General features: G+C 38.1%; 23 protein-coding genes. All 23 read left to right on the top strand.

The window, feature by feature from the left end; genetic code table 11:
• Window positions 1-40: 40 nt before the first annotated feature.
• The 23 genes from bshC to M3610_RS01780 all read left to right on the top strand — a co-directional run bounded on the left by bshC (window position 41) and on the right by M3610_RS01780 (window position 24,665).
• Window positions 41-1,675, top strand: a complete 1,635-nt coding sequence (gene bshC, locus M3610_RS01890; RefSeq protein ID WP_251456181.1) for a bacillithiol biosynthesis cysteine-adding enzyme BshC — start codon at window positions 41-43, stop codon at window positions 1,673-1,675.
• A 145-nt stretch (window positions 1,676-1,820) separates the two neighbouring features.
• The gene (gene mraZ, locus M3610_RS01885; protein WP_098572668.1) at window positions 1,821-2,252 is read left to right on the top strand and encodes a division/cell wall cluster transcriptional repressor MraZ; all 432 of its coding nucleotides are present in this window, start codon (window positions 1,821-1,823) and stop codon (window positions 2,250-2,252) included.
• 63 nt (window positions 2,253-2,315) lie between these two features.
• Complete coding sequence (rsmH, locus tag M3610_RS01880; protein ID WP_098572669.1) at window positions 2,316-3,248, top strand: 16S rRNA (cytosine(1402)-N(4))-methyltransferase RsmH; 933 nt, start codon at window positions 2,316-2,318, stop codon at window positions 3,246-3,248.
• Between the two features lie 61 nt (window positions 3,249-3,309).
• On the top strand, window positions 3,310-3,663 hold the full coding sequence (gene ftsL, locus M3610_RS01875) for a cell division protein FtsL (RefSeq protein WP_098572670.1): 354 nt from the start codon (window positions 3,310-3,312) through the stop codon (window positions 3,661-3,663).
• 2 nt (window positions 3,664-3,665) lie between these two features.
• Window positions 3,666-5,912, top strand: coding sequence for a penicillin-binding protein (locus tag M3610_RS01870; RefSeq protein WP_098572671.1), 2,247 nt, complete (start codon window positions 3,666-3,668; stop codon window positions 5,910-5,912).
• A 116-nt stretch (window positions 5,913-6,028) separates the two neighbouring features.
• Entirely contained in the window at window positions 6,029-7,948 is a 1,920-nt protein-coding gene (locus tag M3610_RS01865) for a stage V sporulation protein D (RefSeq protein ID WP_098572672.1), read from the top strand.
• A gap of 190 nt (window positions 7,949-8,138) precedes the next feature.
• The gene (locus M3610_RS01860) at window positions 8,139-9,599 is read left to right on the top strand and encodes a UDP-N-acetylmuramoyl-L-alanyl-D-glutamate--2,6-diaminopimelate ligase (RefSeq protein ID WP_098572673.1); all 1,461 of its coding nucleotides are present in this window, start codon (window positions 8,139-8,141) and stop codon (window positions 9,597-9,599) included.
• A gap of 2 nt (window positions 9,600-9,601) precedes the next feature.
• Window positions 9,602-10,045, top strand: a complete 444-nt coding sequence (locus tag M3610_RS01855; RefSeq protein WP_098572674.1) for a hypothetical protein — start codon at window positions 9,602-9,604, stop codon at window positions 10,043-10,045.
• Between the two features lies 1 nt (window position 10,046).
• Window positions 10,047-11,021, top strand: a complete 975-nt coding sequence (gene mraY, locus M3610_RS01850) for a phospho-N-acetylmuramoyl-pentapeptide-transferase (RefSeq protein WP_251456179.1) — start codon at window positions 10,047-10,049, stop codon at window positions 11,019-11,021.
• Entirely contained in the window at window positions 11,022-12,374 is a 1,353-nt protein-coding gene (murD, locus tag M3610_RS01845; protein ID WP_251456177.1) for a UDP-N-acetylmuramoyl-L-alanine--D-glutamate ligase, read from the top strand.
• A gap of 138 nt (window positions 12,375-12,512) precedes the next feature.
• Window positions 12,513-13,577 (top strand): stage V sporulation protein E, encoded by a 1,065-nt coding sequence (spoVE, locus tag M3610_RS01840; RefSeq protein WP_396953631.1) that lies wholly within the window; start codon window positions 12,513-12,515, stop codon window positions 13,575-13,577.
• A 152-nt stretch (window positions 13,578-13,729) separates the two neighbouring features.
• Complete coding sequence (gene murG / locus M3610_RS01835) at window positions 13,730-14,833, top strand: undecaprenyldiphospho-muramoylpentapeptide beta-N-acetylglucosaminyltransferase (protein ID WP_251456175.1); 1,104 nt, start codon at window positions 13,730-13,732, stop codon at window positions 14,831-14,833.
• Window positions 14,834-14,894: 61 nt separating this feature from the next.
• Complete coding sequence (murB, locus tag M3610_RS01830) at window positions 14,895-15,803, top strand: UDP-N-acetylmuramate dehydrogenase (protein ID WP_251456173.1); 909 nt, start codon at window positions 14,895-14,897, stop codon at window positions 15,801-15,803.
• 246 nt (window positions 15,804-16,049) lie between these two features.
• On the top strand, window positions 16,050-16,841 hold the full coding sequence (locus M3610_RS01825; protein ID WP_098572680.1) for a cell division protein FtsQ/DivIB: 792 nt from the start codon (window positions 16,050-16,052) through the stop codon (window positions 16,839-16,841).
• A complete protein-coding gene (locus M3610_RS01820) occupies window positions 16,816-17,526 on the top strand; it encodes a DUF881 domain-containing protein (RefSeq protein WP_251456171.1) in 711 nt (236 codons plus the stop codon). Before M3610_RS01825 ends, M3610_RS01820 begins: the two co-directional genes overlap by 26 nt.
• Before the next feature lie 50 nt (window positions 17,527-17,576).
• Complete coding sequence (locus M3610_RS01815) at window positions 17,577-18,308, top strand: DUF881 domain-containing protein (protein WP_251456169.1); 732 nt, start codon at window positions 17,577-17,579, stop codon at window positions 18,306-18,308.
• Window positions 18,308-18,670, top strand: a complete 363-nt coding sequence (locus tag M3610_RS01810) for a small basic family protein (protein WP_098572682.1) — start codon at window positions 18,308-18,310, stop codon at window positions 18,668-18,670. The genes M3610_RS01815 and M3610_RS01810 overlap by 1 nt, the downstream gene beginning before the upstream one ends.
• Before the next feature lie 126 nt (window positions 18,671-18,796).
• On the top strand, window positions 18,797-20,095 hold the full coding sequence (gene ftsA / locus M3610_RS01805; protein WP_251456167.1) for a cell division protein FtsA: 1,299 nt from the start codon (window positions 18,797-18,799) through the stop codon (window positions 20,093-20,095).
• A gap of 38 nt (window positions 20,096-20,133) precedes the next feature.
• A complete protein-coding gene (gene ftsZ, locus M3610_RS01800; protein WP_251456165.1) occupies window positions 20,134-21,270 on the top strand; it encodes a cell division protein FtsZ in 1,137 nt (378 codons plus the stop codon).
• Between the two features lie 276 nt (window positions 21,271-21,546).
• Window positions 21,547-22,599, top strand: a complete 1,053-nt coding sequence (spoIIGA, locus tag M3610_RS01795; RefSeq protein WP_311315790.1) for a sigma-E processing peptidase SpoIIGA — start codon at window positions 21,547-21,549, stop codon at window positions 22,597-22,599.
• Between the two features lie 44 nt (window positions 22,600-22,643).
• The gene (gene sigE, locus M3610_RS01790; RefSeq protein ID WP_026566384.1) at window positions 22,644-23,363 is read left to right on the top strand and encodes an RNA polymerase sporulation sigma factor SigE; all 720 of its coding nucleotides are present in this window, start codon (window positions 22,644-22,646) and stop codon (window positions 23,361-23,363) included.
• A gap of 160 nt (window positions 23,364-23,523) precedes the next feature.
• Window positions 23,524-24,303, top strand: a complete 780-nt coding sequence (gene sigG, locus M3610_RS01785; RefSeq protein ID WP_026566385.1) for an RNA polymerase sporulation sigma factor SigG — start codon at window positions 23,524-23,526, stop codon at window positions 24,301-24,303.
• 92 nt (window positions 24,304-24,395) lie between these two features.
• Window positions 24,396-24,665, top strand: coding sequence for a YlmC/YmxH family sporulation protein (locus M3610_RS01780; protein ID WP_098572685.1), 270 nt, complete (start codon window positions 24,396-24,398; stop codon window positions 24,663-24,665).
• The last annotated feature ends 68 nt before the right edge of the window (window positions 24,666-24,733 follow it).

Here is a 24,733-nt window from a genome sequence, read left to right as displayed (position 1 = left end):
TAACAGAATGAATTTGGGTGATCAGAAAGGAAGTACAAGAATGGAGATTTTAAATCTCTCTTTACCAGCAGCCAATCGGTTTGCTTCGAATTATTTGGAACAATCTCCAGAAATCCAGCCTTTTTTTCATTACCGGTTTAATGATGGAACCGATGATGCCAAACGGGTTGCTGAACTTAGTAACCGATCATTTCCTCGCTTAGAGGTTGCTGAACATATTGAGAGCTTTATGAAGCGGTTTCCATCGTCTGAAGCTGTTATAAAGTCAATCGATAAACTTAAAACAAGTAATAGCCTCGTCGTTATTGGGGGACAGCAGGCAGGTATTTTAACAGGCCCGCTATATTCAATACATAAGGTAATTTCTATTATTAAATTGGCTGAGCAAAAAGAGGCACAGCTCGGCGTACCAGTGGTTCCTGTATTTTGGATTGCGGGAGAAGACCATGATTACCAAGAGGTTAATCATGTGTTTGTACCTGTGAATCAAAAGGTTGATAAATGGACATATCCAGAAAGAGTCCAGCAAAAGAAAATGGTTTCTGATATTCAGTTAAACAAAGAAGTCTGCATTTCTTGGGTACAAAACTTAATAGAGAATTTTGGTGAGACAGAACATACTAATACACTTTTAGCTTTTGCTGTAAAACAAGTGTCCATCTCAACCAACTTCGTCGATTTTTTTGCAAATATTATTATGGAATTGTTCAAGGATTATGGGTTATTAATCGTTGACTCAGGTAACAATGACTTTCGGAAGGTGCAGAAAGAACTTTTTAAAAAGCAAATCCTTAACCATGAAATGATTACACACAAGCTACTTGAACAACAAAGGCGTATTGATGAAAAGGATTTTCCGGTAACGATTGATGCAAGTGAAAGGAATGCGAACCTTTTCTACTATGATCAGAAAATGAATGATCGGATTTTACTTGAATATGACTGTGATAATGATTGTTTTGTGGGGAAAAATGGGGCTCTTACCTTTTCAAGGGAACAATTAGTGGAGCTTGCTGAGGAGAATCCAGCCTCTTTAAGCAATAATGTGGTGACGCGGCCGTTAATGCAGGAATGGCTTTTCCCATCTATTGCTTTTATTGCGGGGCCGGGAGAAATTTCTTACTGGGCAGAACTAAAACTAGTGTTTGAATATTTTCAAATCAAGATGCCCCCTATTGTTCCTCGTTTAAACATTACGATCCTTGATCGATCTGTTGAAACAGACGTTTCTGATCTACGTTTAAACTTAAATGAAATATTAAGCAATGGAACAGAAAAAGAGAGAACTCAATTTCTTGAAAAAATAAAAGATAAAGAAGTGGCTTCGCTATTTTCCCTTGCAAAAGAACAATTAGTAAATCAGTACCGATTAATAGAAGGTAAGACAGCTGAGTTGGATCGCGGACTATTACCATTGTTAAAGAAAAATGAAAGTTACTTACTTAAAGAACTCGGATTTATGGAAGCTAAATTATATGAGGCCGGAAAGTTGAAACACGACAATATCCTTAAAAAATATGATCGTGTGGATCTGTCATTAAGACCGGATGGTTTTCCCCAAGAGAGGGTTTGGAATATATTTTATTACCTAAATCAATATGGGTTGAATCTAATTCAGGACTTAATGTCAGGTACATTTGAATTTGATGGTCGGCATAAGGTAATAAAAATGTAGAAAACTTCACAGCAGTGAAGTTTTTTTTTTTGTGAAATTTCTGGATAAAAAAGGATTTCATGGTTTTAAGAAGAATAGTTTAAAAATAGGTGGTGGAAAGTGGGGGAATGTGGTACATTTTTAATAGAAAGTGGGGGTCATGGGTATGTTCATGGGTGAATACCATCACAGCATTGATAATAAAGGCCGACTGATCGTGCCCTCCAAATTCCGCGATGAACTTGGTGAAATGTTTATCATTACACGTGGATTGGATCAATGTTTGTTTGGTTACCCGTTATCAGAGTGGGGGCTGATTGAAGAGAAATTAAAAGGCTTACCTCTGACAAAAAAAGATGCCCGGGCTTTTACTAGATTCTTCTTTTCAGGTGCAACCGAGAGTGAACTTGATAAACAAGGAAGAATTAATATCCCTGCACCACTTTTGCAATATGCAAAGTTGGAAAAAGAATGTGTAATTTTAGGTGTTTCCAATCGAATTGAAATTTGGAGCAAACAGATTTGGGAAGACTATTTTACCGAGTCAGAAGAATCTTTTGCAGAAATTGCTGAAAATATGATTGGCTTTGATATATAATGGATAAATTATGTTAATATATTTTCTGTTATATATTGTTCGATTGGAAAAGGTGGTTACTACATGTTTGAACATACAACTGTGTTGTTAAAGGAAGCTGTTAATGGCTTAAATATTAAGCCTGATGGAATTTATGTTGATTGTACTTTGGGTGGAGCGGGGCATAGTTCGCTTATTCTTTCAAAACTTGGAGCCCGCGGTAAACTATTTGCATTTGACCAAGATGAAACTGCAATTGAACACGCAAAAGAGAAGTTGGCTGAATATGGGGATCGTTTAGAAATCATTAAAAGCAATTTCTTGTATTTGAAAGAAGAACTTGAAAATAGAGGAATTGTTAAAGTGGATGGAGTACTTTACGACCTTGGAGTTTCTTCTCCGCAATTGGATACTCCTGAAAGAGGCTTTAGCTATCATCATGATGCACCACTAGATATGAGAATGGATAATGAAGCCGATATTTCTGCCTACGATGTGGTTAATCATTGGGCCTATGAAGACTTGGTGCGCATCTTTTTTCGTTATGGTGAGGAGAAGTTCTCTAAACAAATAGCTCGTAAAATAGAAGCAGCAAGGATGGTAAAACCAATTGAAACGACGGCAGAATTAGTTGAACTGATTAAGGACGCGATTCCGGCCCCTGCAAGAAGAAAAGGTGGACATCCAGCTAAGCGAGTTTTTCAAGCAGTCAGAATTGCTGTGAATGATGAATTAGCGGTGTTCGAACAGTCAATAAATCAAGCGATTGACATGTTAAACCCTGAGGGAAGAATAAGCGTTATAACCTTCCACTCTCTTGAGGACAGAATTTGCAAAGCAGCCTTTAAGAAAGCAAGTGAAACTCCTAATTTACCTCCTGGTTTACCAATCATTCCTGATGAGTATAAACCGATATTAAAGTTAATTTCGCGGAAGCCGATCCTTCCATCTGATGAAGAATTAGAGCAAAATAATCGCGCTAGATCTGCTAAGCTAAGAGTTGCCGAAAAGCTGTAAGGAAAAATTCAGAAATTCAAAACTAGATTTAAAAATAAATAATAAGCTGGAGGGGAAGAGTTTGAGTAATCTTGCCAGGAAGAATGTGGAACAGCAACACACGGAGGAGAAAGTCCAACAAAAGAGACAAGTTATTATTAAAAAATCCTGGCTCACTCCAGGGGAAAAAATTATTGGAATAGTCTTTGCTGGATTTGTATGTTTTGGTGCCGTTCATATTATTTCAAATCAAGCAAAAATTTATGATGTTAACAAAGATATACAAATTATGGAAGCTAAGGTATCGGAACAACAGAAAGTAAATAGTGATTTGCAGGTTCAAGTAAGCGAATTAAGTGCATACGATCGAATTTATAAAAAGGCCAAGGAAATGGGCCTAATTAAAAACGAAAATAACGTCAAGGTAGTGCATTAGAAATGAACAAGAAACAGCCATATATGAATGCAGGAGCAACCCTTTTATTTGGATTTTTCGGTTTGCTCTTTTTTGTTTTACTTTTCAGGTATTTTTCAATTCAAATCACTGGTGAAGTTGATGGACAGCCTCTTGCTGCAAAGGCTCAAGAAAAATATAGCAGAGAAGGGAATTTGACCGCCTTAAGGGGCGATATCTTAGACCGGAATGGTAAAGTGATTGCTGAAGATACAAATGCCTACACGTTAATTGCTATTTTAGATAAAAAGATGACAACAAATTCAAAAAAGCCGCAACACGTAAAAAACCCGGAGAAAACGGCACAAGAATTGGCAAAGTATCTAGAAATGGATGAATTAGAGATTTACAGTATCTTAACAAAAGGAATAAAAAGTCATAAATTTCAGGTTGAATTCGGCAAGGCAGGCAGAGATATTACCCACGAAACAAAGAATAAGATTGAAAAACTTAAACTTCCAGGGATTACATTTATCCGTGATTCCAAGCGCTTCTATCCTAATGGTGTATTTGCTTCCCACTTAGTTGGTTATGCTGATCGGATTGAACAAAAGGACAAAAGTATTAAATCAGTGGGTAAAATGGGGATTGAGAAAAGTCTAAATGATGAATTAACGGGTACAAATGGGAAGATTAATTTTGAAAGTGATTTGTGGGGTTATATACTTCCGGATGGAAAAGAAAAAATTACTCCTGCCAAAAATGGGAATGATGTTTATTTGACCATCGACCAAAAGATTCAAACCTTTTTAGAAGATGCCATGAACAAAGCAGCTAAGGAATATAAACCGGAGAAAATCATTGCGATTGTGGCTGATCCGAAAACCGGTGAAATATTAGCAATGGGACAACGGCCTTCTTTTGATCCAAAAACAAAAGAAGGAATTGAAGACGGCTGGCATAATGAAGCGATTGAAACTTCATTCGAACCTGGTTCGACCATGAAAATTTTTACGCTTGCCGCTGCCGTCCAGGAAAAGGTGTTTAATCCCAACGAAATCTATCAATCTGGTTCATATCAAGTAACGAAAAGGGATAAAGCAATTCATGATCATAATTACTCGGGATGGGGGCCGATCACCTATCTTGAAGGGGTACAGCGTTCATCAAATGTTGCTTTCGCCAAAATAGCTAAAGAGAAGCTTGGCTTTGAAAAGTTTCGAGAATATTTAACAAAGTTTGGCTTTGATCAGCCCACAGGAATTGACCTTCCCAACGAAACATCTGGGAAAATCCAATTTACCTATCCGATTGAAAAAATTACGACGGCTTACGGGCAGGGCACTGCAATAACTCCCATACAGCAAATTCAAGCAGCAACAGCCATTGCAAATGGCGGGAAAATGATTAAACCGCATGTGGTAAAAAAAATTGTCAATCATGATACAGGTGAGGTTATTAAATCAGGGTCCTCTAAAGTTGTTTCAACACCAATCACAAAAGAAACGGCCAAGGAGGTTCGGGATATCCTTGAAACAGTTGTTACCTCACCCAAAGGTACTGGCGGCCGGTATAAAATTGATGGATACAGTGTCGCTGGGAAGACGGGAACAGCTAATATTCCTGGACCGAATGGCGGGTATTTACAAGGTGCTAATAACTATATGTTCTCATTTTTAGGGATGGCACCAAAGGATGATCCGGAATTAATTGTTTATGTTGCTGTTCAGCAACCTGAATTAGAGGGGCTTGAAACTGGTCAAGGTGCAATACCTGTTTCTGCTATATTTAACCCAGTCATGAAAAACAGCCTGCATTACTTGAACATTAAGCCTTCTCAACTTGAAGAGGCACAATTGAATAAACTAGAAGATTTTAAGGGGAAATCGGTTACTGAAGCTGTAGCTGAATTAAAAGGAAAAGGAATTGAACCTATCGTAATTGGAAAAGGAGCAGAGGTTGTCAGGCATTTACCAGAGTCTGGGACAACTGTTTTACAGGGTGAGAAGGTAATCATACAAACAAATGGTGAAATATTTGCCCCTGATATGACAGGTTGGTCACTTAGAGATGTAATGAAAGTAGCGAATATTGCCGGATTGAAGTTAAATTCAAAGGGAAAAGGGTTTGTAACCCAGCAAAATATTAAACCGAAAACACATGTTCAAAAAGGAGATTTTTTAATCGTAGACTTAAAGACTCCTGAAGAGCAGTGGAAACAGGAAAATAATGAAAAAACAAATACTCAAGGTCAAACTGAGGAAAATACAGAGGATCTAGTCCAGGATTAATAGAAAATCCCGCTGTCTTAGCGGGATTTTTCCTATCTAATGGCCAAAACCTGCGTTCTAAGAAAAAAAGTACAAGCATATAAATGAACGATAGAAAAAGGAGGGTCGTTCAAACTATGCGTGTTTCAAATGTTACTGTCCGTAAACGATTAATGATTGCACTATTTATTGGTATTCTCACCTTCTTAATAATTGATATTCGGCTTGGATATGTCCAATTTGTCCTTGGTGATTGGTTAACAGCAGGTGCTAAAGACTCTTGGAGCCGTAATATTCCCTTTGAACCTGAACGAGGAGAAATTGTTGACAGGAACGGGGTGCCTCTTGCCACAAATATTAGTACTCCAACCGTCTGGGTTGTTCCAAGACAAATTAAAGACCCGGCAACAACCGCGGAAAAGCTTGCCTCCGTTTTAAATATGTCAAAAGAAAAGGCCTATCGGGATATTACACTGAGAGAAAGAATTGTTCGGATTAAGGAAGGCAGAAAAATTTCACATGAGAAGGCCAAGGAAATCAGATCCCTAGGACTCGAAGGTGTCTATATTGGTGAAGATTCTAAGCGGCATTATCCAATGGGGAGCTATTTATCACATGTTCTTGGGTTCGCAGGAGTTGACAACCAGGGGTTGATGGGACTAGAACAATATTATGATAAAGAACTAAGTGGTGAACGGGGCTCTGTTAAATTTTATGCAAATGCTAAAGGGGAAAGAATGAACGATATGGCAGATGATTATGAGAAGCCGACAAACGGTCTTGCATTGAAGCTGACAATCGATTCAAAAATCCAAACGATAGTAGAAAGAGAGTTAGATATCGCGGACGCAAAATACAACCCGGATGGGATTGTTGCCATTGCAATGAATCCGAATAATGGAGAAATATTAGCCATGTCGAGCAGACCAACTTTTGATCCGGCTAATTTTCAAAATGTTCCTCAAGAGGTATATAATCGAAATCTTCCTGTATGGTCAACGTACGAACCAGGGTCAACATTTAAGATTATTACCCTTGCGGCAGCTTTGAATGAAGGGAAAGTGAATTTAGAAAAAGAGCATTTCCATGATTCGGGTTCGGTTCAGGTTGCGGGGGCGAGGTTAAAGTGCTGGAAACGAGGGGGCCATGGAGATCAGTCCTTTTTAGAGGTTGTTCAAAATTCCTGCAACCCTGGATTTGTCGAATTGGGACAAAGACTCGGGAAAGAAAAATTGTTTAAATATGTGAAGGATTTTGGTTTTGGTCAAAAGACCGGTATTGATTTACAAGGAGAAGGAACAGGGATATTATTCAATTTAGACCGTGTTGGCCCAGTTGAACAAGCAACTACAGCCTTTGGACAAGGAGTATCAGTAACACCTATCCAGCAAGTTACGGCTGTATCTGCGGCTATTAATGGCGGGATATTATATAAGCCATATATTGCAAAAGAGCTCATCGATCCAATTACAAACGAAGTCGTAATGAGAAATTCCCCAGTGGAAAAACGCAGGGTAATTAAGGAAGAAACTTCAAAAGAAATTCGCCATGCCCTTGAGAGTGTAGTTGCCCAGGGGTCAGGGGGAAGGGCGTTTGTTGATGGTTACCGAGTTGGCGGAAAAACCGGAACAGCCCAGAAAGCACAAAACGGGAGATATTTAGAAAATAACTTTATCGTTTCCTTTATTGGATTTGCCCCTGCAGATGATCCGCAAATTGTTGTCTATGTGGCAGTTGATAATCCAAAAGGAGTTACAGCCTTCGGTGGTACAGTCAGTGCTCCAATTGTTGGTAATATTATGAAGGATAGTTTGAGTCAGATGGGGATTAAACCTCGGAAGGGTCAAATTGAAAAAGAATTGAAATGGCCGGATACACCGTTAATAAAATTACCGGATTTCACAGGTTTAACAAAAATGGAACTAATGGATCAACTGATAAATCTAAAGATTGATGCAAGTGGTGAGGGTGATGTGGTCGTTAGACAATCCCCTGAAGCAGGTACCAAAGTTAAGGAAGGGTCAAAAATTAGGCTTTATTTTGGTAAGGAGGATTAATGCAATTAAAAAATTCATTAAATTAGAGGCGGTCGGAATGATTTCCGCCGCCTAATTTTTTCATTAAGCTTTGATTACTAAATAGCAAAATAAAATGTTTTAATGTAAAATAAGATGGAACTTTCTTAAGAAGAATTTTCAAAATGATAATTAGTCAATGTATGTACGGTTATGAGAGGATTTGAGAGAAATGAAGCTACAAAAGCTGCTTAAGAATTTGCATCTTCTAGTTCCTTATTTAGGTGAGGATCCAGAAATAACTTCGATTGAAAACGATAATCGGAAGGTGCAAAGCGGGAGCTTATTTATTTGTATTAAGGGATACACAGTAGACGGCCATGATTTTGCAGAATCTGCAGTAAAAAGCGGGGCAGCTGCTGTATTGGCTGAGCGTCCGTTATTACTAGATGTACCTGTCATTCTTGTTAAAGATACAACGAGAGCAATGGCAGTGCTAGCTGATGCTTTTTATGAACAGCCAACGAAAAACTTGCACTTAATAGGAATTACCGGAACAAATGGGAAAACAACTACCAGCCATTTAATTGAGAAAATATTCTCCGATGCCAATCAAAAAACAGGTCTAATTGGCACGATGTATACTAAAATAGCTGAAAAGACGATTGAAACAAAAAACACAACCCCGGAAAGTTTAACACTTCAAAAAACCTTTAGACAAATGGTTGAAGCAGGTGTTGATATAGCAGTAATGGAGGTTTCCTCACATGCATTAGATCTTGGTCGAGTACATGGCTGCGATTATGATGTGGCTGTGTTTACAAACCTAACGCAGGACCACTTGGATTATCATAAAACAATGGATGAATATAAGCGTGCTAAGAGTTTATTATTTGCCCAGCTGGGTAATACATTTGATCAGAAAAAACCTAAGTTTGCCGTATTAAATGCAGACGACCCTGCTTCTGATATGTACCGCAGGTCGACTGCTGCACATGTTATTACATATGGAATCGATAATATAGCTGATCTTCAAGCAAAGAATATTCAAATGACTTCTTCAGGTACCCAGTTCGAGCTTGTGGTTCATTCGGAAAAATATCCGATTAAAATGCAATTAATTGGTAAATTCAGTGTGTATAATGTTTTAGCAAGTATTGCGGCGTCCGTTGTGTCCGGCATTGATATTAAAGCAGTTATCCAGTCGATCGAAGGTGTAAAAGGAGTATCAGGCAGATTTGAGCTTGTAAATGCAGGACAGGATTTTACTGTTATTGTTGATTACGCCCACACACCAGACAGTCTTGAAAATGTATTAAAAACGGTTCAGCATTTTGCTAAGAAAAAGGTTTTCGTTATAGTTGGCTGTGGTGGTGACCGTGATCGTACGAAGAGACCATTGATGGCTCAAATAGCCTGCCAATGGTCCACAAATCCCATCCTAACTTCGGATAACCCAAGAAGTGAAGACCCATTAGCCATTTTGAAGGACATGGAAGCAGGAGTGCAAGGTTCAGCATACCGAATGATCCCTGACCGCAAAGAAGCGATCCAAACTGCTATTCGAGAGGCATCAGCAGGTGATGTAATCTTAATCGCAGGCAAAGGTCATGAAACCTATCAAATTATTGGCAATGAAGTTCACGACTTTGACGATCGGTTAGTTGCTCGGGAAGCGATTGAGGGGAGATAGCTATGTATTTAGCTTTAAAAGACTTGGTAAGTCTATTTAAGAATAGTCGTGGCGTCAAGGATAACCTGCTATTTGTTACAGTTTGCGACCAAGCTCACACAGCACAGCCTAAAGGATTATTTGTATCATTAACTAAAAACGCTGGGGAACTTTCTGATGCAATCTCGAACGGGGCAATAGCAGCGATTTGGGATCAAGGACTTGAACTTCCAAGCTATATACCAAACCAGTTTCCACTATTCTTTACACCAGACCCGGCAGAGGCGATTGTAACTATCTTAAATTGTTATCATGAAAAATTAAATGGAGAAACAGATAAAATTATGGAAATAACTAACTTTAAAATTTCAAATAAAAAACTTCTTAATAAAAATAAAGAAACATATGATATAGCTGTGATGTTAAACGAAATTACAAGCAAAAACGACGCTGAAGGGAGGGAATAAAATGCTCGAGCAAGTTATTTTCTTCACAATAATTATGGGATTTCTTATCTCGGTATTGCTTTCTCCAGTTTTTATTCCCTTCTTAAGAAGGTTGAAATTTGGACAAAGCATTCGTGAGGAGGGACCAAAATCCCATCAAATAAAATCAGGCACACCGACTATGGGGGGTGTGATGATTTTATTTTCGATTGTTATTACAACACTTGTCATGACGGGTAAGTTTTCTGAACCGACTGTTAAAACATATTTGCTGCTTCTTGTTACACTTGGTTTTGGATTGCTTGGGTTTTTGGACGATTTTATCAAAGTTGCTCTTAAAAGGAATCTAGGATTAACTTCCAAACAAAAGCTGGCAGGTCAAATTATTATTTCAGTAATTTTTTATTTTATTTATAAACAACAAGGTTTTTCTACCGAAATAAGCATTCCATTTACAGATTCCACAATTGATTTAGGATGGTTCTTCATTTTCTTGATCATATTCTGGCTGGTTGGCTTCTCCAATGCTGTAAATTTAACAGATGGACTGGATGGCTTGGTGTCAGGCACCGCTGCTATTGCATTTGGTGCATTTGCAGTTCTTGCATGGAATCAATCACAGATAGAAATTGCGATATTTTCTGTGGCGGTGGTAGGTGCTGTACTAGGATTCTTGGTATTTAATGCCCACCCGGCAAAAGTTTTTATGGGAGATACAGGTTCTCTAGCACTCGGTGGTGCAATTGCAACGATTGCTATTCTTACGAAGCTTGAAATTTTACTTATTATCATTGGTGGAGTATTTGTTATTGAAACGTTATCAGTTATTTTACAGGTTATTTCCTTCAAAACGACGGGTAAACGGATTTTTCGTATGAGCCCTTTACATCATCATTATGAATTGGTTGGCTGGTCGGAATGGCGGGTGGTCGTCACTTTTTGGAGTGTTGGATTAATTCTTGCGATACTAGGAATCTATATTGAGGTGTGGTTATAATTGAAACAGATTAAATCTTTCAGTCATAAAAAAATTCTTGTCCTAGGTTTGGCGAAAAGCGGGGTAACAGCTGCCGCCCTATTACATAAACTTGGTGCATTTGTCACAGTTAATGATAAAAAGCCATTTTCGGAAAATCCAGAAGCTCAGGGATTATTAGAACAGGGGATTAAAGTGATTTGTGGGGATCATCCTATTGAGTTGCTTGATGAAGGCTTCGAGTTGATTGTCAAGAATCCCGGTATTCCATATAACAACCCTATGATTGCAGGCGCTATAGAAAAAGGGATTCCTGTAATTACTGAGGTTGAACTTGCTTATGAAATATCTGAAGCTCCATTTATTGGGATCACAGGAACCAATGGGAAAACAACAACGACAACATTAGTTTATGAGATGCTAAATGAGGGGCAGAAGCACCCGTTAATCGCAGGGAATATTGGTACAGTGGCATCAGGGGTAGCCGAAGAAGCTACGTCAGAAAATACGATAGTCATTGAATTATCCTCTTTTCAGTTAATGGGAATTGACACATTTAAACCTAAGATTGCCATTCTAACGAACCTTTATGATGCCCATTTAGATTATCATGGGACAAAAAAGGAATATATTGCTGCAAAGGCAAACATTACAAAAAATCAAACGGAAGTTGACTACCTTATTGTCAATGCCGACCAAGAAGAAACATTGGAAGTTGCGCGTCACTCTAATGCCAGAATTATTCCTTTTTCGACGAAGAAGAAGCTGACTGAAGGTGCTTACCTATCTGATGGCTGGATTATGTTTAATCATGATAAAGTGATGGAAATTGAGAATATAGCTTTACCAGGCAATCACAACCTTGAAAATATCTTATCCGCTATGGCTGCAGCAAAGCTTTCAGGTGTAGAAAATAAAGCCATCCAGCAGGTTCTTCGAACATTTACTGGTGTCAGGCACCGTCTGCAATTCGTAACTGAAGTGAACGGACGAAAGTTTTACAATGACTCGAAAGCAACGAATATTTTGGCAACGGTAAATGCCTTGGCTGCTTTTGAATCCCCGGTAGTTCTCCTTGCGGGTGGTTTGGATCGCGGAAATGAATTTGATGAACTACTTCCTTATTTAAAAAATGTAAAAGCAATGATAACCTTTGGGCAAACTGCACCTAAAATGGAACGAATAGGGAAGGAAGCGGGAATAAAACGAATCAAGCGTGTCGATAATGTTGACAAGGCTGTGCCTGAGGCTTATCGATACTCTGAATCAGGTGACGTGATATTATTATCTCCTGCATGTGCGAGCTGGGATCAATATAAAACTTTTGAGGTCAGGGGAGACATTTTTATCGATGCGGTGCATAAGCTTAAGTAAGGGCTTGTCTTAGTAGAAAAGTTCACTTTTCAAGTACACTTGACACTAGGCAAAATTAGAGGTTCTGCTAAGCCCTAAAACTAGCAGTTGAGGTGTATGGTGGTGCCGACAAAGAGAACTACTCCTGATTTTATTTTAATGATTGTAACATTCACACTTTTGGCAATAGGGCTAATCATGGTTTACAGTGCAAGTGCTATTTGGGCTGAATATAAATTTAATGATTCCTTTTTCTTCGCGAAAAGGCAAACTCTTTTTGCCGGGGTTGGAGTGGCTGCCATGTTTTTCATCATGAACATCAATTATTGGACGTGGCGGACCTGGTCCAAAACCTTTCTACTGGTTTGTTTTGTGTTACTTATCCTTGTGTTAATTCCTGGAATAGGAAATGAAAGGAATGGTTCTCGTAGTTGGATAGGTGTTGGAGCCTTTTCAATACAGCCTTCTGAATTTATGAAACTGGCAATGATTGCTTTTTTGGCTAAGTATCTTTCCGAACGGCAAAAGTTGATTACTTCGTTTAAGAAAGGTCTTATTCCTTCATTAGGTCTTGCCTTTCTTGCCTTTTCAATGATCATGCTTCAACCTGATTTAGGCACAGGAACGGTGATGATGGGAACCTGTGTTGTGATGATTTTTATTGCTGGTGCTCGTGTAAGTCATTTTGCCTTTCTGGGACTGTTGGGAGTCGCAGGATTTATTGGTCTAATTGCCTCTGCTCCGTACCGTATTAAACGGATCACATCTTTTTTGGATCCCTGGTCGGATCCGCTTGTAACGGGATTTCAAATTATTCAATCACTCTATGCAATTGGTCCTGGTGGATTGTTTGGGCTTGGACTTGGCGAGAGCAGACAGAAGTTCTTCTACCTGCCTGAACCCCAGACAGACTTTATCTTTGCGATTCTTTCTGAAGAACTAGGCTTTATTGGTGGATCATTTATATTACTCTTGTTTGCACTGTTGTTATGGAGAGGAATACGAATCGCTTTAGGTGCACCAGATTTATACGGCAGCTTTCTAGCTGTAGGAATCATCGCCATGGTAGCGATTCAAGTCATGATTAATATTGGTGTTGTTACAGGACTAATGCCTGTTACAGGCATTACCTTACCATTTTTAAGCTACGGGGGTTCTAGTTTAACCTTGATGTTAATGGCGATAGGTGTTCTTCTTAATATCAGCAGGTATTCGAGATTATGAACCTTCACCCTGTTTAGCGGCAGGGTTTTTTTATTTTAGGCTGTGTTAATTTACAATTAGGTAACATTCTTTTTTCATTTGCGTTATTTTGTGAGTTTTTATAGTAAGATAGGGTAGGCATTAGGTGTTAAATAGTTAATGAGGTGGAAAAAATGAAAATAGTAGTTAGTGGCGGAGGGACTGGCGGGCATATTTATCCTGCTCTCGCACTCATTCGTGAAATCCAAAAACAGAACAAAGAGGCACAATTTTTATACATAGGAACTACCAATGGCTTGGAAAGCAAAATAGTTCCGCGGGAGAATATTGATTTTAAAGCGATTCATATAACTGGTTTTAAAAGAAAACTATCCTTTGAAAATGTAAAAACGGTTCTCCGCTTCCTAAAAGGAGTGAAAGACAGTAAAAAAATGTTAAAGGAATTCAAACCAGACATTGTTATCGGAACAGGCGGGTATGTATGCGGACCTGTAGTGTATGCTGCATCAAAGTTGGGCATCCCAACAATCATTCACGAACAAAATAGTGTTCCAGGGTTAACTAATAAATTTTTAAGCAGATATGTAAACAAGATTGCCATTTGTTTTGAAGAGGCAAAAGAGTACTTTCCAGTACAGAAAACAGTTTTTACGGGCAATCCTCGTGCATCTGAAGTAATGGGCAAAGACGGGATTCAAGGTCGTCTCGGTGCTGGACTAAGTGCAACTATGCCAGTGGTTTTAATCTTCGGTGGTAGTCGTGGTGCGAGGCCGATAAATGAGGCAGTCGTGAAGGCATTCGCTGAATTGGCTGAGAAACCATATCAAGTCCTTTATATTACGGGCGACGTCCATTATGAGGATGTCAGAAAAGAAGTTGAATTAATTGGAAACCCTAAAAATGTAGTCATTAAACCGTTTATTCATAATATGCCAGAAGTACTTGCAGGAGTAGATTTAGTGGTATCGAGAGCAGGAGCAACCACACTTGCAGAAATAACTTCACTTGGTATCCCAAGTATCTTAGTCCCAAGTCCATATGTAACAAATAATCATCAAGAGAAAAACGCTCGGTCATTAAGTGACCATGGTGCAGCAGAACTATTATTAGAAAAAGACTTAAATAATAATAGTCTTGTGAATCATATTGATCGTATTCTTTTAAATAAAGATAAATTAAAAGAGATGAAGGTTAAGGCTAAAAAAATGGGTGTTCCGGATTCAGCATCAAGACTCTATTCCTTAATGCAAGAACTGGTAAACACAAATCAAAAGTAGCCCATAAAGATTTTTAGCATAAACTGATGTAAATGCATCTAGGAAAGTAAGGGTGGTAATTATGGACGGAATCTTAAATGAGTTATTGGCTTTAAATATCGGAAAGGTTAAGGAAAATGAACCATTAGCCAATCATACAACGATGAAAATAGGCGGTCCTGCAGACCTTTTTATTGAACCGTCTTCAGTTGAAAATTTAAAAACTGTCATGAATGTGATTGAAAATCATGGATTGCCATGGCGTGCGATTGGCCGCGGCTCAAATCTGTTAGTGTCGGATAAGGGGATTGAAGGGGTAGTTATCAAGCTTAGTTCTGGAATGGATCACCTTGAGATTAACGATACAAGTATTACCGTTGGTGGTGGTCACTCCCTCGTCAGCTTTTCAACACTTATTAGTAAAAAAGGTCTTGCGGGTCTGGAATTTGCGAGTGGAATTCCTGGCTCAGTTGGCGGGGCAGTTTATATGAATGCAGGTGCGCATGGTTCAGATATTAGTAAAATCCTAACCAAAGCACATATTTTATTTGATGATGGAAAAATGGAATGGCTCTCAAATGAGGAAATGGGGTTCTCCTACAGGACTTCTGTACTACAAAAAACTCGCCCAGGAATTGTTGTGGAAGCTGTTTTTGATCTTGTGAAAGGCGATCGATCAGCCATTGTCGCGCAAATGCAAAAAAACAAAGATTATCGGAAAGAGACACAGCCGTGGAATTTTCCGTGTGCTGGCAGTATTTTTAGAAATCCGCTGCCGAATTATGCTGGTAAATTAATTGAAAACGCTGGATTAAAGGGATTTAGTATTGGCGGTGCAAAGATTTCGGAAATGCATGGGAATTTTATTGTAAATGCTGGAGGTGCCACTGCAGAGGATGTGCTGGCATTAATTCAACATGTCAAGGATACCATTTTTAGCTTATATAAAGTAACAATGGAAACAGAGGTTGAAATAATCGGTAGGAAATAAGAAAACTGGAAGGATTTATACTAAATTTCCAAAGAAATTATCCTTACTTTTCTTGTAAGAAATGTCGTCCGAATGACAAATATTGTGTTATAATTACTGATAATATTATAGGTGCAACCTCGAAAAAGTTAGTGACGGCATGGTTTTTCGTGCCGTTGTTTCTCTTTTCGAGGTAACACTATCGAATGTTGGACAGGCTTAGTCTACTTATTTTAGAGCAGCTGCTTTTTATGTGGAGGAATTTAAATGGAAAAAGGTAAAATTGTAGCTCTCGAGGACCGTATTCCTAAGCTTAAGGAGCAAAGAAGACGAAAAGCAAACAGACGCCTTGTACTCCTATTAATTCTGTTTTTTACAATGATAGTAGTTATCGCCTATTCACAATCACCTTTAAGCCATGTAAAGACGATAACAATAAAAGGAAATGGTGTGTATTCTGATAAGGAATTAATCAGTCAGAGCGGCCTTTCGAATAATACGAATATTTGGAAAATCAAAAAGGATGAAACGGCATCGAGAATAAAGCGTCTATCTGAGATAAAGACAGTTACCATCAAGACTCATTGGCCAAATACAGTGGTCATCCAAGTAAAAGAACATAAAAGAATTGCTTATCTGAAAAAGGAAAATAAATTCTTACCAATTATGGAGAATGGGAAAATAGTGAACAAAAAAGCAGCGAAGAAAATTCCTGTAAATTCTCCCATCTTATTCGAGTTTAAAGAAGGTGCAGCCCTCAATCAAATGGTAAAAGAGTTAGAAAAACTTCCTAATGAAATTTCAAACTCTATCTCTGAAATCCATTATACTCCGAAAAAAACTGATAAATATCATATTTCCTTATTTATGAATGATGGTTTTGAGGTTAGTGCTACATTAAGAAGTTTCTCGGAAAAAATGGTACATTATCCCTCAATTATCTCTCAGATTGATCCCAACAAAAAGGGGATTATTGACCTGGAAGTAGGAACGTATTTTAAGGCCTTTGACACCGAAGTGGAGGAAAAAGAAGTTGAGCAAGATAAGGGTGAAGGGTAAGCATGTTGTTTTGTCCCTAGTCTGCCTTGTATTAGGATTTTTGATGGCCTTTTCCTATCATTTAACACAATTGGAAATGAACAAAGGGAAACCAAATGTTTCTGATGGACAGTGGGAACAGACCCTTGCACTTCGAAACCAATTAATTAATGAAGAAAAAACTAATCGTGAACTGCAAAAGGAATTAAGTCAAAAACAAGATTTGGTTTTTAAAAATGAGAAAGATCTTTCTAAAGAGGCAGAGGTTTATGAAAATCTTGCTGAAGATGCTGAGAAATATCGAATGTTCTTAGGGAAAGTGAAGGTTAAAGGTAAAGGAGTCAAGATTACACTGACGGATGGTGCTTACGACCCAAAAGAGGATAATATCAATAATTATCTTGTTCATGAACATCACGTATTTAAAGTTGTAAATGAGCTTTATATATCCGGGGCAGCAGCAGTTGCCATAAATGGTCAGAGGCTGACAAGCCATTCTTATATTATTTGTAATGGACCAGTTATTACGGTTGATGGAATTGAGCATCCAGCTCCTTTCATAATTTCAGCAATCGGAGATCCTGAAGTCCTCTCTTCATCCATAAACCTTATAGGAGGGGTGAAAGATCAGTTAGTAAACGATAATATTATTTTTACACTGGAAAAAGATAATGAAATTGTTCTTGATCCCATCCTAGGCAGTTAGTCATGAAGAAATGTCCACGTTAAGATAATTTAAAAGGTTAGGTGAAAAAAGTGGACAACAAAAAAATAAATGTAAGTTTTACTTTGATCGCAGTCTTAGTAGGATTCATGATTGCTATCCAATTTCAAACAGTAAAAAAACCTGTTGAACGGGATACTCGTGATATATGGCAGCTTCGTGATGCAATATTAAAAGAAAAAGAAATTCAATCCAATTTATTAAGTGAAATTCGTTCAAATGAAGAAAAACTGGCAGCCTATGAATCTAAACGGAAACAAAGCAAAGAACAAGCCTTAAGTGATACTTTAAAGGAACTAAAGCTTGAAGCCGGGTTATCTGAAATTACTGTTCCTGGTATTAAATTAAAGATTGAACCAGTAATCGAAGAAATTAAGATAGGTACACCTGTAAATAGAGTTATTCCTCCTGAACTTCTAACAAGATTGTTAAACGAATTGAATATGTACGAAGCTAAATATGTAGCAATCGATGGGAAGAGAATTATTAATACCACTGTAATTCGAGACATCAATATGGAAACAAAAATCGATGGGCATACGATTGAAAGGTTGCCAATCGAAGTTGTTGTAGGTGTAGATGATAACTCTACAGCTGAAAAATTATATAATCGGATGAAAGTATCAAAAGCAACGGAAGAATTCTTTATTGAAAATCTAAGACTTTCGATTTCAAAACCAATTCCGAACTTAACGGTACCAGCCTACGATGATTCCATACGCATCCGCTACATGGAACCGGCAAAAGAAGGAGGCGATTCTTAATGTGGCTTCCATTCATAGGATTAGTAATTGGGATCATTCTGGGACTATTAACAGAAATACGTATTCCTGAAGAATATTCCAATTATTTGTCGATTGCTGTCTTAGCAGCATTCGACACTCTTTTCGGTGGGATCAGGGCATACCTGCAAAATATATATGATGAAAAAGTGTTTGTATCAGGGTTCTTCTTTAATATTATACTTGCTGCAAGTTTAGCTTTTCTCGGTGTTAATCTTGGTGTAGACTTATATTTAGCGGCAGTTTTCGCGTTTGGTGTCAGACTGTTTCAGAATATTGCCGTAATAAGGCGAATATTATTGGCAAAATGGTCAACGAACAAAGAAAAAGTAGAAAAAAATTGAATTTTTTTAAAGGGAATCATTTAGTTGTGACGAATAATTTTATATGATATGTATAGTGAACTTTTATTGAACAAAAAAAATATAGTTGTTGTTCAACTTAAGGAAATCTAAAGGAGGTGCCAAAGAATGAACAGCAATGAAATATATGTTAGTCTTGACATCGGTACATCCAGTGTGAAAGTAATCATTGGTGAAATGGTCAATGACTCGGGTAAAGACTCATTAAATATAATTGGTGTTGGAAATGTGAAATCCGAAGGATTGCGCAAAGGATCAATTGTTGATATGGACGATACCGTTCATTCGATTAGAAGGGCGATAGAGCAGGCAGAAAGAATGATTGGGATGGAAATTAAGGATGTGGTGGTAGGCATTTCAGGTAACAATGTCATGCTTCAACATTGTCATGGTATTGTAGCTGTTTCCAGCCAAAATAGAGAGATTACGAATGAAGACGTCATTCGTGTCATTGAAGCATCACACGTTGGTTCGATCCCGCCTGAAAGAGAAAATATCGGAGTTATCCGAAGACAATTTATCCTCGACGGTAAAGATGAAATTAACGACCCCCGTGGGATGATAGGGGTTCGCTTGGAAATGGATGGTATTCTTATTACTGGTTCCAAATCAATTATCATTAATACTCTCCGATGTGTTGAACGGGCCGGTCTAGAGATAGTAGATATTGTTCTTCAGCCGTTAGCAGCAGGTGATTATGCACTGTCAAAAGATGAGAAAAACCTCGGTGTCGCTCTTATCGATCTTGGTGGTGGTTCCACTACGATTGCTGTTTTCGAAGAAGGTTTTATTTCCCAAACAAGTGTTATTCCGATTGGCGGAGACTATATTACAAAAGATATTTCTGTGGGCCTTCGGACCTCGACAGAAGATGCAGAAAAAATAAAAATCAAACACGGACATGCATTCTATGACGAAGCGTCAGAAGATGAAGTGTTTAGTGTACCAATCATTGGCAGTGATCAACATCAACAGTTTAATCAGCTGGAAATATCTGATGTTATTGAAGCGAGAATGGAAGAAATTTTTGAACTAGTATTACATGAAATGAAACGCTTAGGATATAGTGACCTACCGGGCGGTTATGTATTAACTGGCGGTATTGCAAATATGCAAGGTGTACTTGAACTTGCTCAGGTGATATTACAGAATAGAGTGCGCATTGCGGTGCCAGACTATATTGGTGTAAGGGAACCACAATATACCACAGCGGTTGGTTTAATTAAGTATGCTTACAAGAATGCTAGATTACCAGGTGGACACGCAGGTTCTTCAACCATTTCTGAACCTGCCGAAAAGAGAGCACCTAAACAACATCAACAACCTAAACAACCAAAAGCAGAAAAACATCCGGAAGAAAAGATGTCATCAAAAGTAAAAAAATTCCTTGGTTACTTTTTCGAATAGGCTAATCGAAAAGAAATCGAAGAATTAGGAGGATTGTCATGTTAGAATTTGATACAAATTTAGATTCTCTTGCAACTATAAAAGTAATTGGTGTCGGGGGTGGGGGTAATAACGCGGTAAATCGAATGATTGAACATGGCGTTCAAGGAGTTGAATTTATCGCTGTTAATACTGATGCTCAAGCACTAAATCTTTCTAAAGCAGAAGTTAAGATGCAAATAGGTGCTAAACTGACCCGTGGACTAGGAGCAGGTGCTAATCCAGAGGTTGGAAAGAAAGCTGCTGAAGAAAGTAAAGAACAATTGGAAGCAGCATTAAGTGGTGCGGACATGGTATTTGTTACTGCGGGAATGGGCGGTGGTACAGGCACTGGTGCAGCACCTGTTATTGCTCAAATTGCTCGAGACTTAGGTGCATTGACCGTTGGTGTAGTTACTCGTCCGTTTACATTTGAAGGAAAAAAACGCTCTGGACAAGCATCAGGTGGAATTGGTGCGATGAAAGATGCGGTTGACACACTAATTGTGATTCCAAATGATCGTCTCCTAGAAATTGTTGATAAAAGCACTCCAATGCTGGAAGCATTTCGTGAAGCTGATAATGTACTTCGCCAGGGTGTACAAGGTATATCAGATTTAATTGCAGTACCTGGTCTTATTAACTTGGACTTTGCGGATGTAAAGACAATCATGTCTAATAAGGGATCTGCTTTAATGGGTATTGGTGTTTCAGCTGGTGAAAACCGTGCCGCAGAGGCTGCTAAGAAAGCAATTAGTTCTCCTTTATTAGAAACATCTATTGATGGAGCACAAGGGGTACTAATGAACATTACAGGCGGTACAAACCTAAGTCTTTATGAAGTTCAAGAAGCTGCTGATATCGTAGCAACTGCTTCTGATCAGGAAGTAAATATGATTTTTGGTTCTGTTATCAATGAATCATTAAAGGATGAAATTATCGTTACTGTCATCGCTACTGGATTTAAAGAAGAAACCTTGCAGCCAAAAGCTACTCGTCCTACTTTTGGTCAGGCTAAACCACAGATGGGTAATGTTAAAAGAGAACAGCCAAAACGTGAAGAGGTTCAGCAAGAGCCTGTCCGCCATACACAAGTTTCCCAAGAAGAAACATTAGATATTCCAACCTTCTTACGGAACCGCAATCGTAGAAGATAAAAAGTGAATACTTATACAAAAGACACGGCCTAATCACAGGTCGTGTCTTTTTATTTAGACTAATTTTAATCGTATTGTTGATATTATTGGCACCTGTTGATTGGAGCGGAAGGCACGAGACTCCTGCGGGAGTACGGGGCAGGGGAGACCCCGCAGGCGCTTAAGCGCCGAGGAGGCTCCCCGGACCGCCCGCGGAAAGCGAAGTGCCTGGAGCGGAAATCAACAGCCATGTTTTTATTAATGACAAAATCCATCTGACAAAATACGTTGTGAATAGTGCAAATTTTTGTTTGTTTGATTACACAAAGTGACACACTTCATCCATGCAAGTACGTTATACTTTTTCGTAAACAGAAAGGAAAAGCTGATAAATCTATAGAGAGGAAGCTGGTAACTATTTATTTAGATGTGATCTGGGCTCTAAATTTATTATTTGATAGTCTGCTTCTATATTTAACAGCTATTTTTCTAAAAAGAGAGATTAAAATAGGGAGACTAGCTGCCGGAGGATTTATTGGTTCCTTGATAATTTTATTATCATTTACGCCATTAAATGTCTATACAAGCCATCCCATATCAAAATTCATATTTTCAATCCTCATGGTGTTAATAACCTTTGGATATAAGCGGATGTCTTTTTTCTTTAAGGCGTTAATGACACTTTATGTGTCCACCTTTTTAATCGGCGGAGCATTAATGGGGGCCCATTATTTTATCCAGTATGATTCTGAGCTAACAACCAAGGTCCTAGTGTCCAGTACAAAAGGGTTTGGAGATCCGATAAGCTGGCTATTCGTTCTAATTGGATTTCCCGTTGCTTGGCACTTCTCAAGGAAAAATGTTGAAAGCATGGAGATGACAAAAATACAATTTGACCAAATTGTTAAAGTCAGAATCAATATAAATAACGAAACACTAACCTTTAAAGGATTAGTGGATAGCGGGAATCAACTTTATGATCCATTATCAAAGCTTCCTGTGATGTTTGTTTCCATTAAAACCCAACTAGAAACAATTTCAGAATCAATAAGAAAGCTTGCAGGAGACCCAGAATTACTTATCAATGGCAGTGGAGACCTTCCAGATGAATGGCAAAATAGGATCAGAATTATACCTACTCGTGTGATTGGACAAGAGCATCAACTAATTATTGCGGTAAAGCCAGAAAACATTTTTATTGAACATAAAGATACTCAATATTTATGTGAAAAAGGTCTTGTTTCCTTTACAACAAAGCAACTCTCAAGTGAAGATGCCTTTCAATGTATTGTTCATCCAAAGATGCTCACAGGTCCTAGGCAGCAAATGAAAACCATTAAGGTGAGTTAGTATTACTATACTCAGAAAAACATATTTTAGAAGGAGGAACACATATGAAAAAATGGAGGCTTCGCCTATCCTATTACTGGTATAAACTATTAATGAAATTGGGTTTAAAAACAGATGAAGTTTATTATATTGGTGGTAGTGAGGCCTTGCCGCCTCCTTTAAGCAAAGATGAAGAAGAGATGCTGCTGAAAAAATTACCTGGTGGTGATAAAGCAGCTAGGTCAATATTAATTGAACGAAATCTTCGTCTTGTTGTTTACATTGCTAGAAAATTCGAGAATACCGGGATTAATATCGAAGATTTAATTAGTATTGGAACCATTGGATTAATTAAAGCCGTCAATACCTTTAATCCTGAGAAAAAAATAAAACTTGCTACATATGCCTCACGTTGTATCGAAAATGAGATTCTCATGTACTTAAGGCGCAATAATAAAATCAGGTCAGAAGTATCCTTTGATGAACCCTTAAACATTGATTGGGATGGGAATGAACTATTATTATCTGATGTTTTAGGGACGGATGATGATATTATTACAAAGGACTTAGAGGCCAATGTAGACCGAAAGCTCCTGACAAAAGCACTTCATCAACTAACTGACCGTGAAAAACAAATTATGGAACTCCGGTTTGGTCTTACAAATGGAGAAGAAAAAACCCAAAAAGACGTAGCTGACATGCTGGGAATATCCCAATCTTATATTTCCCGCTTAGAAAAAAGAATTATAAAAAGGCTGCGAAAAGAATTTAATAAAATGGTGTAAAGAAGAAAAAATTTTTTCTATTAAAAACCTATGATTTTCGTGACTTAATTGCATTTTTCGACAAATATGCACTTGTCCACCATCGTGGATAAGTGCATATTTTTCCTTCTCAAGGAGATACTGTTTTTTGTACAGCAACTCCTGTGAGGAGGGAAAAGGATTGACTCGAAATAAAGTTGAAATTTGCGGTGTGGACACAGCAAAACTTCCTGTCCTAAAAAACGAAGAAATGAGAATACTCTTCAAGCAAATGCAAGAGGGCGATATTTATGCCAGAGAAAAGCTCGTCAACGGTAATTTACGACTCGTATTAAGTGTCATTCAACGTTTTAACAATAGAGGCGAGTTTGTTGACGACTTGTTTCAAGTTGGCTGTATTGGGCTGATGAAATCTATCGATAACTTTGATTTGGGCCAAAACGTAAAGTTTTCAACCTATGCGGTTCCAATGATTATTGGGGAAATTCGAAGGTACTTGCGTGACAATAATCCAATTCGCGTTTCTAGATCATTGAGGGATATTGCTTATAAAGCCCTACAGGTAAGAGAGCGATTGATGAGCGAAACTTCAAGGGAACCAACCGCAGAAGAAATTGCGAAGGTCTTAGAAGTTCCACATGAAGAAATCGTTTTCGCCCTTGATGCCATTCAGGACCCAGTGTCTCTTTTCGAGCCAATTTATAATGATGGCGGCGACCCAATTTATGTAATGGATCAATTAAGCGATGAAAAAAATAAAGATATCCATTGGATTGAAGAAATTGCATTAAAAGAAGGAATGCGCAGGCTAAATGATCGCGAAAAGTTAATTTTACGAAAACGATTCTTTCAAGGGAAAACACAAATGGAAGTCGCAGATGAAATTGGGATTTCTCAAGCACAAGTTTCTCGTTTAGAAAAAGCTGCGATAAGACAAATGAATAAAAATATCCAAAGTTAGGCTGTCCTTAGGGCAGCTTTATTTTTATTCCTTTTACTAAATGTCATTGAGTAAACATATATTTTATAGAAATAAAACCGGGAGTGAGTGAGATGGTAAAAATTTCTGAGTTCCAAATTAAAGATGTGGTGAATGTAGCAGATGGAAAGAGGCTTGGGAATATTGGTGATATTGAGATAAATTTAACAACAGGAAAGATTGAAGCAGTGGTGATTAGCGGCAGCGGAAGAGTACTTGGCTTTTTTGGTAAAGATGACGACGTAGTTATTCCTTGGAAGAATATTTTAAAAATAGGTCAAGATGTCATTTTGGTTAGATATAAAGGCAGTGCAGAAAATATAACGGAAGAAGCAGAAGTTTAACTCTTGTTTTTGCGGTGACCAAATTTTCTTTTCATGGTAAACTATAGAAAAAACATAAGAGGTATGAA

The organism is Neobacillus sp. MER 74 (genome assembly GCF_023714155.1).
Note: the sequence above shows the minus strand (reverse complement) of the source record. Positions and strands in the feature narration are given on the sequence as shown.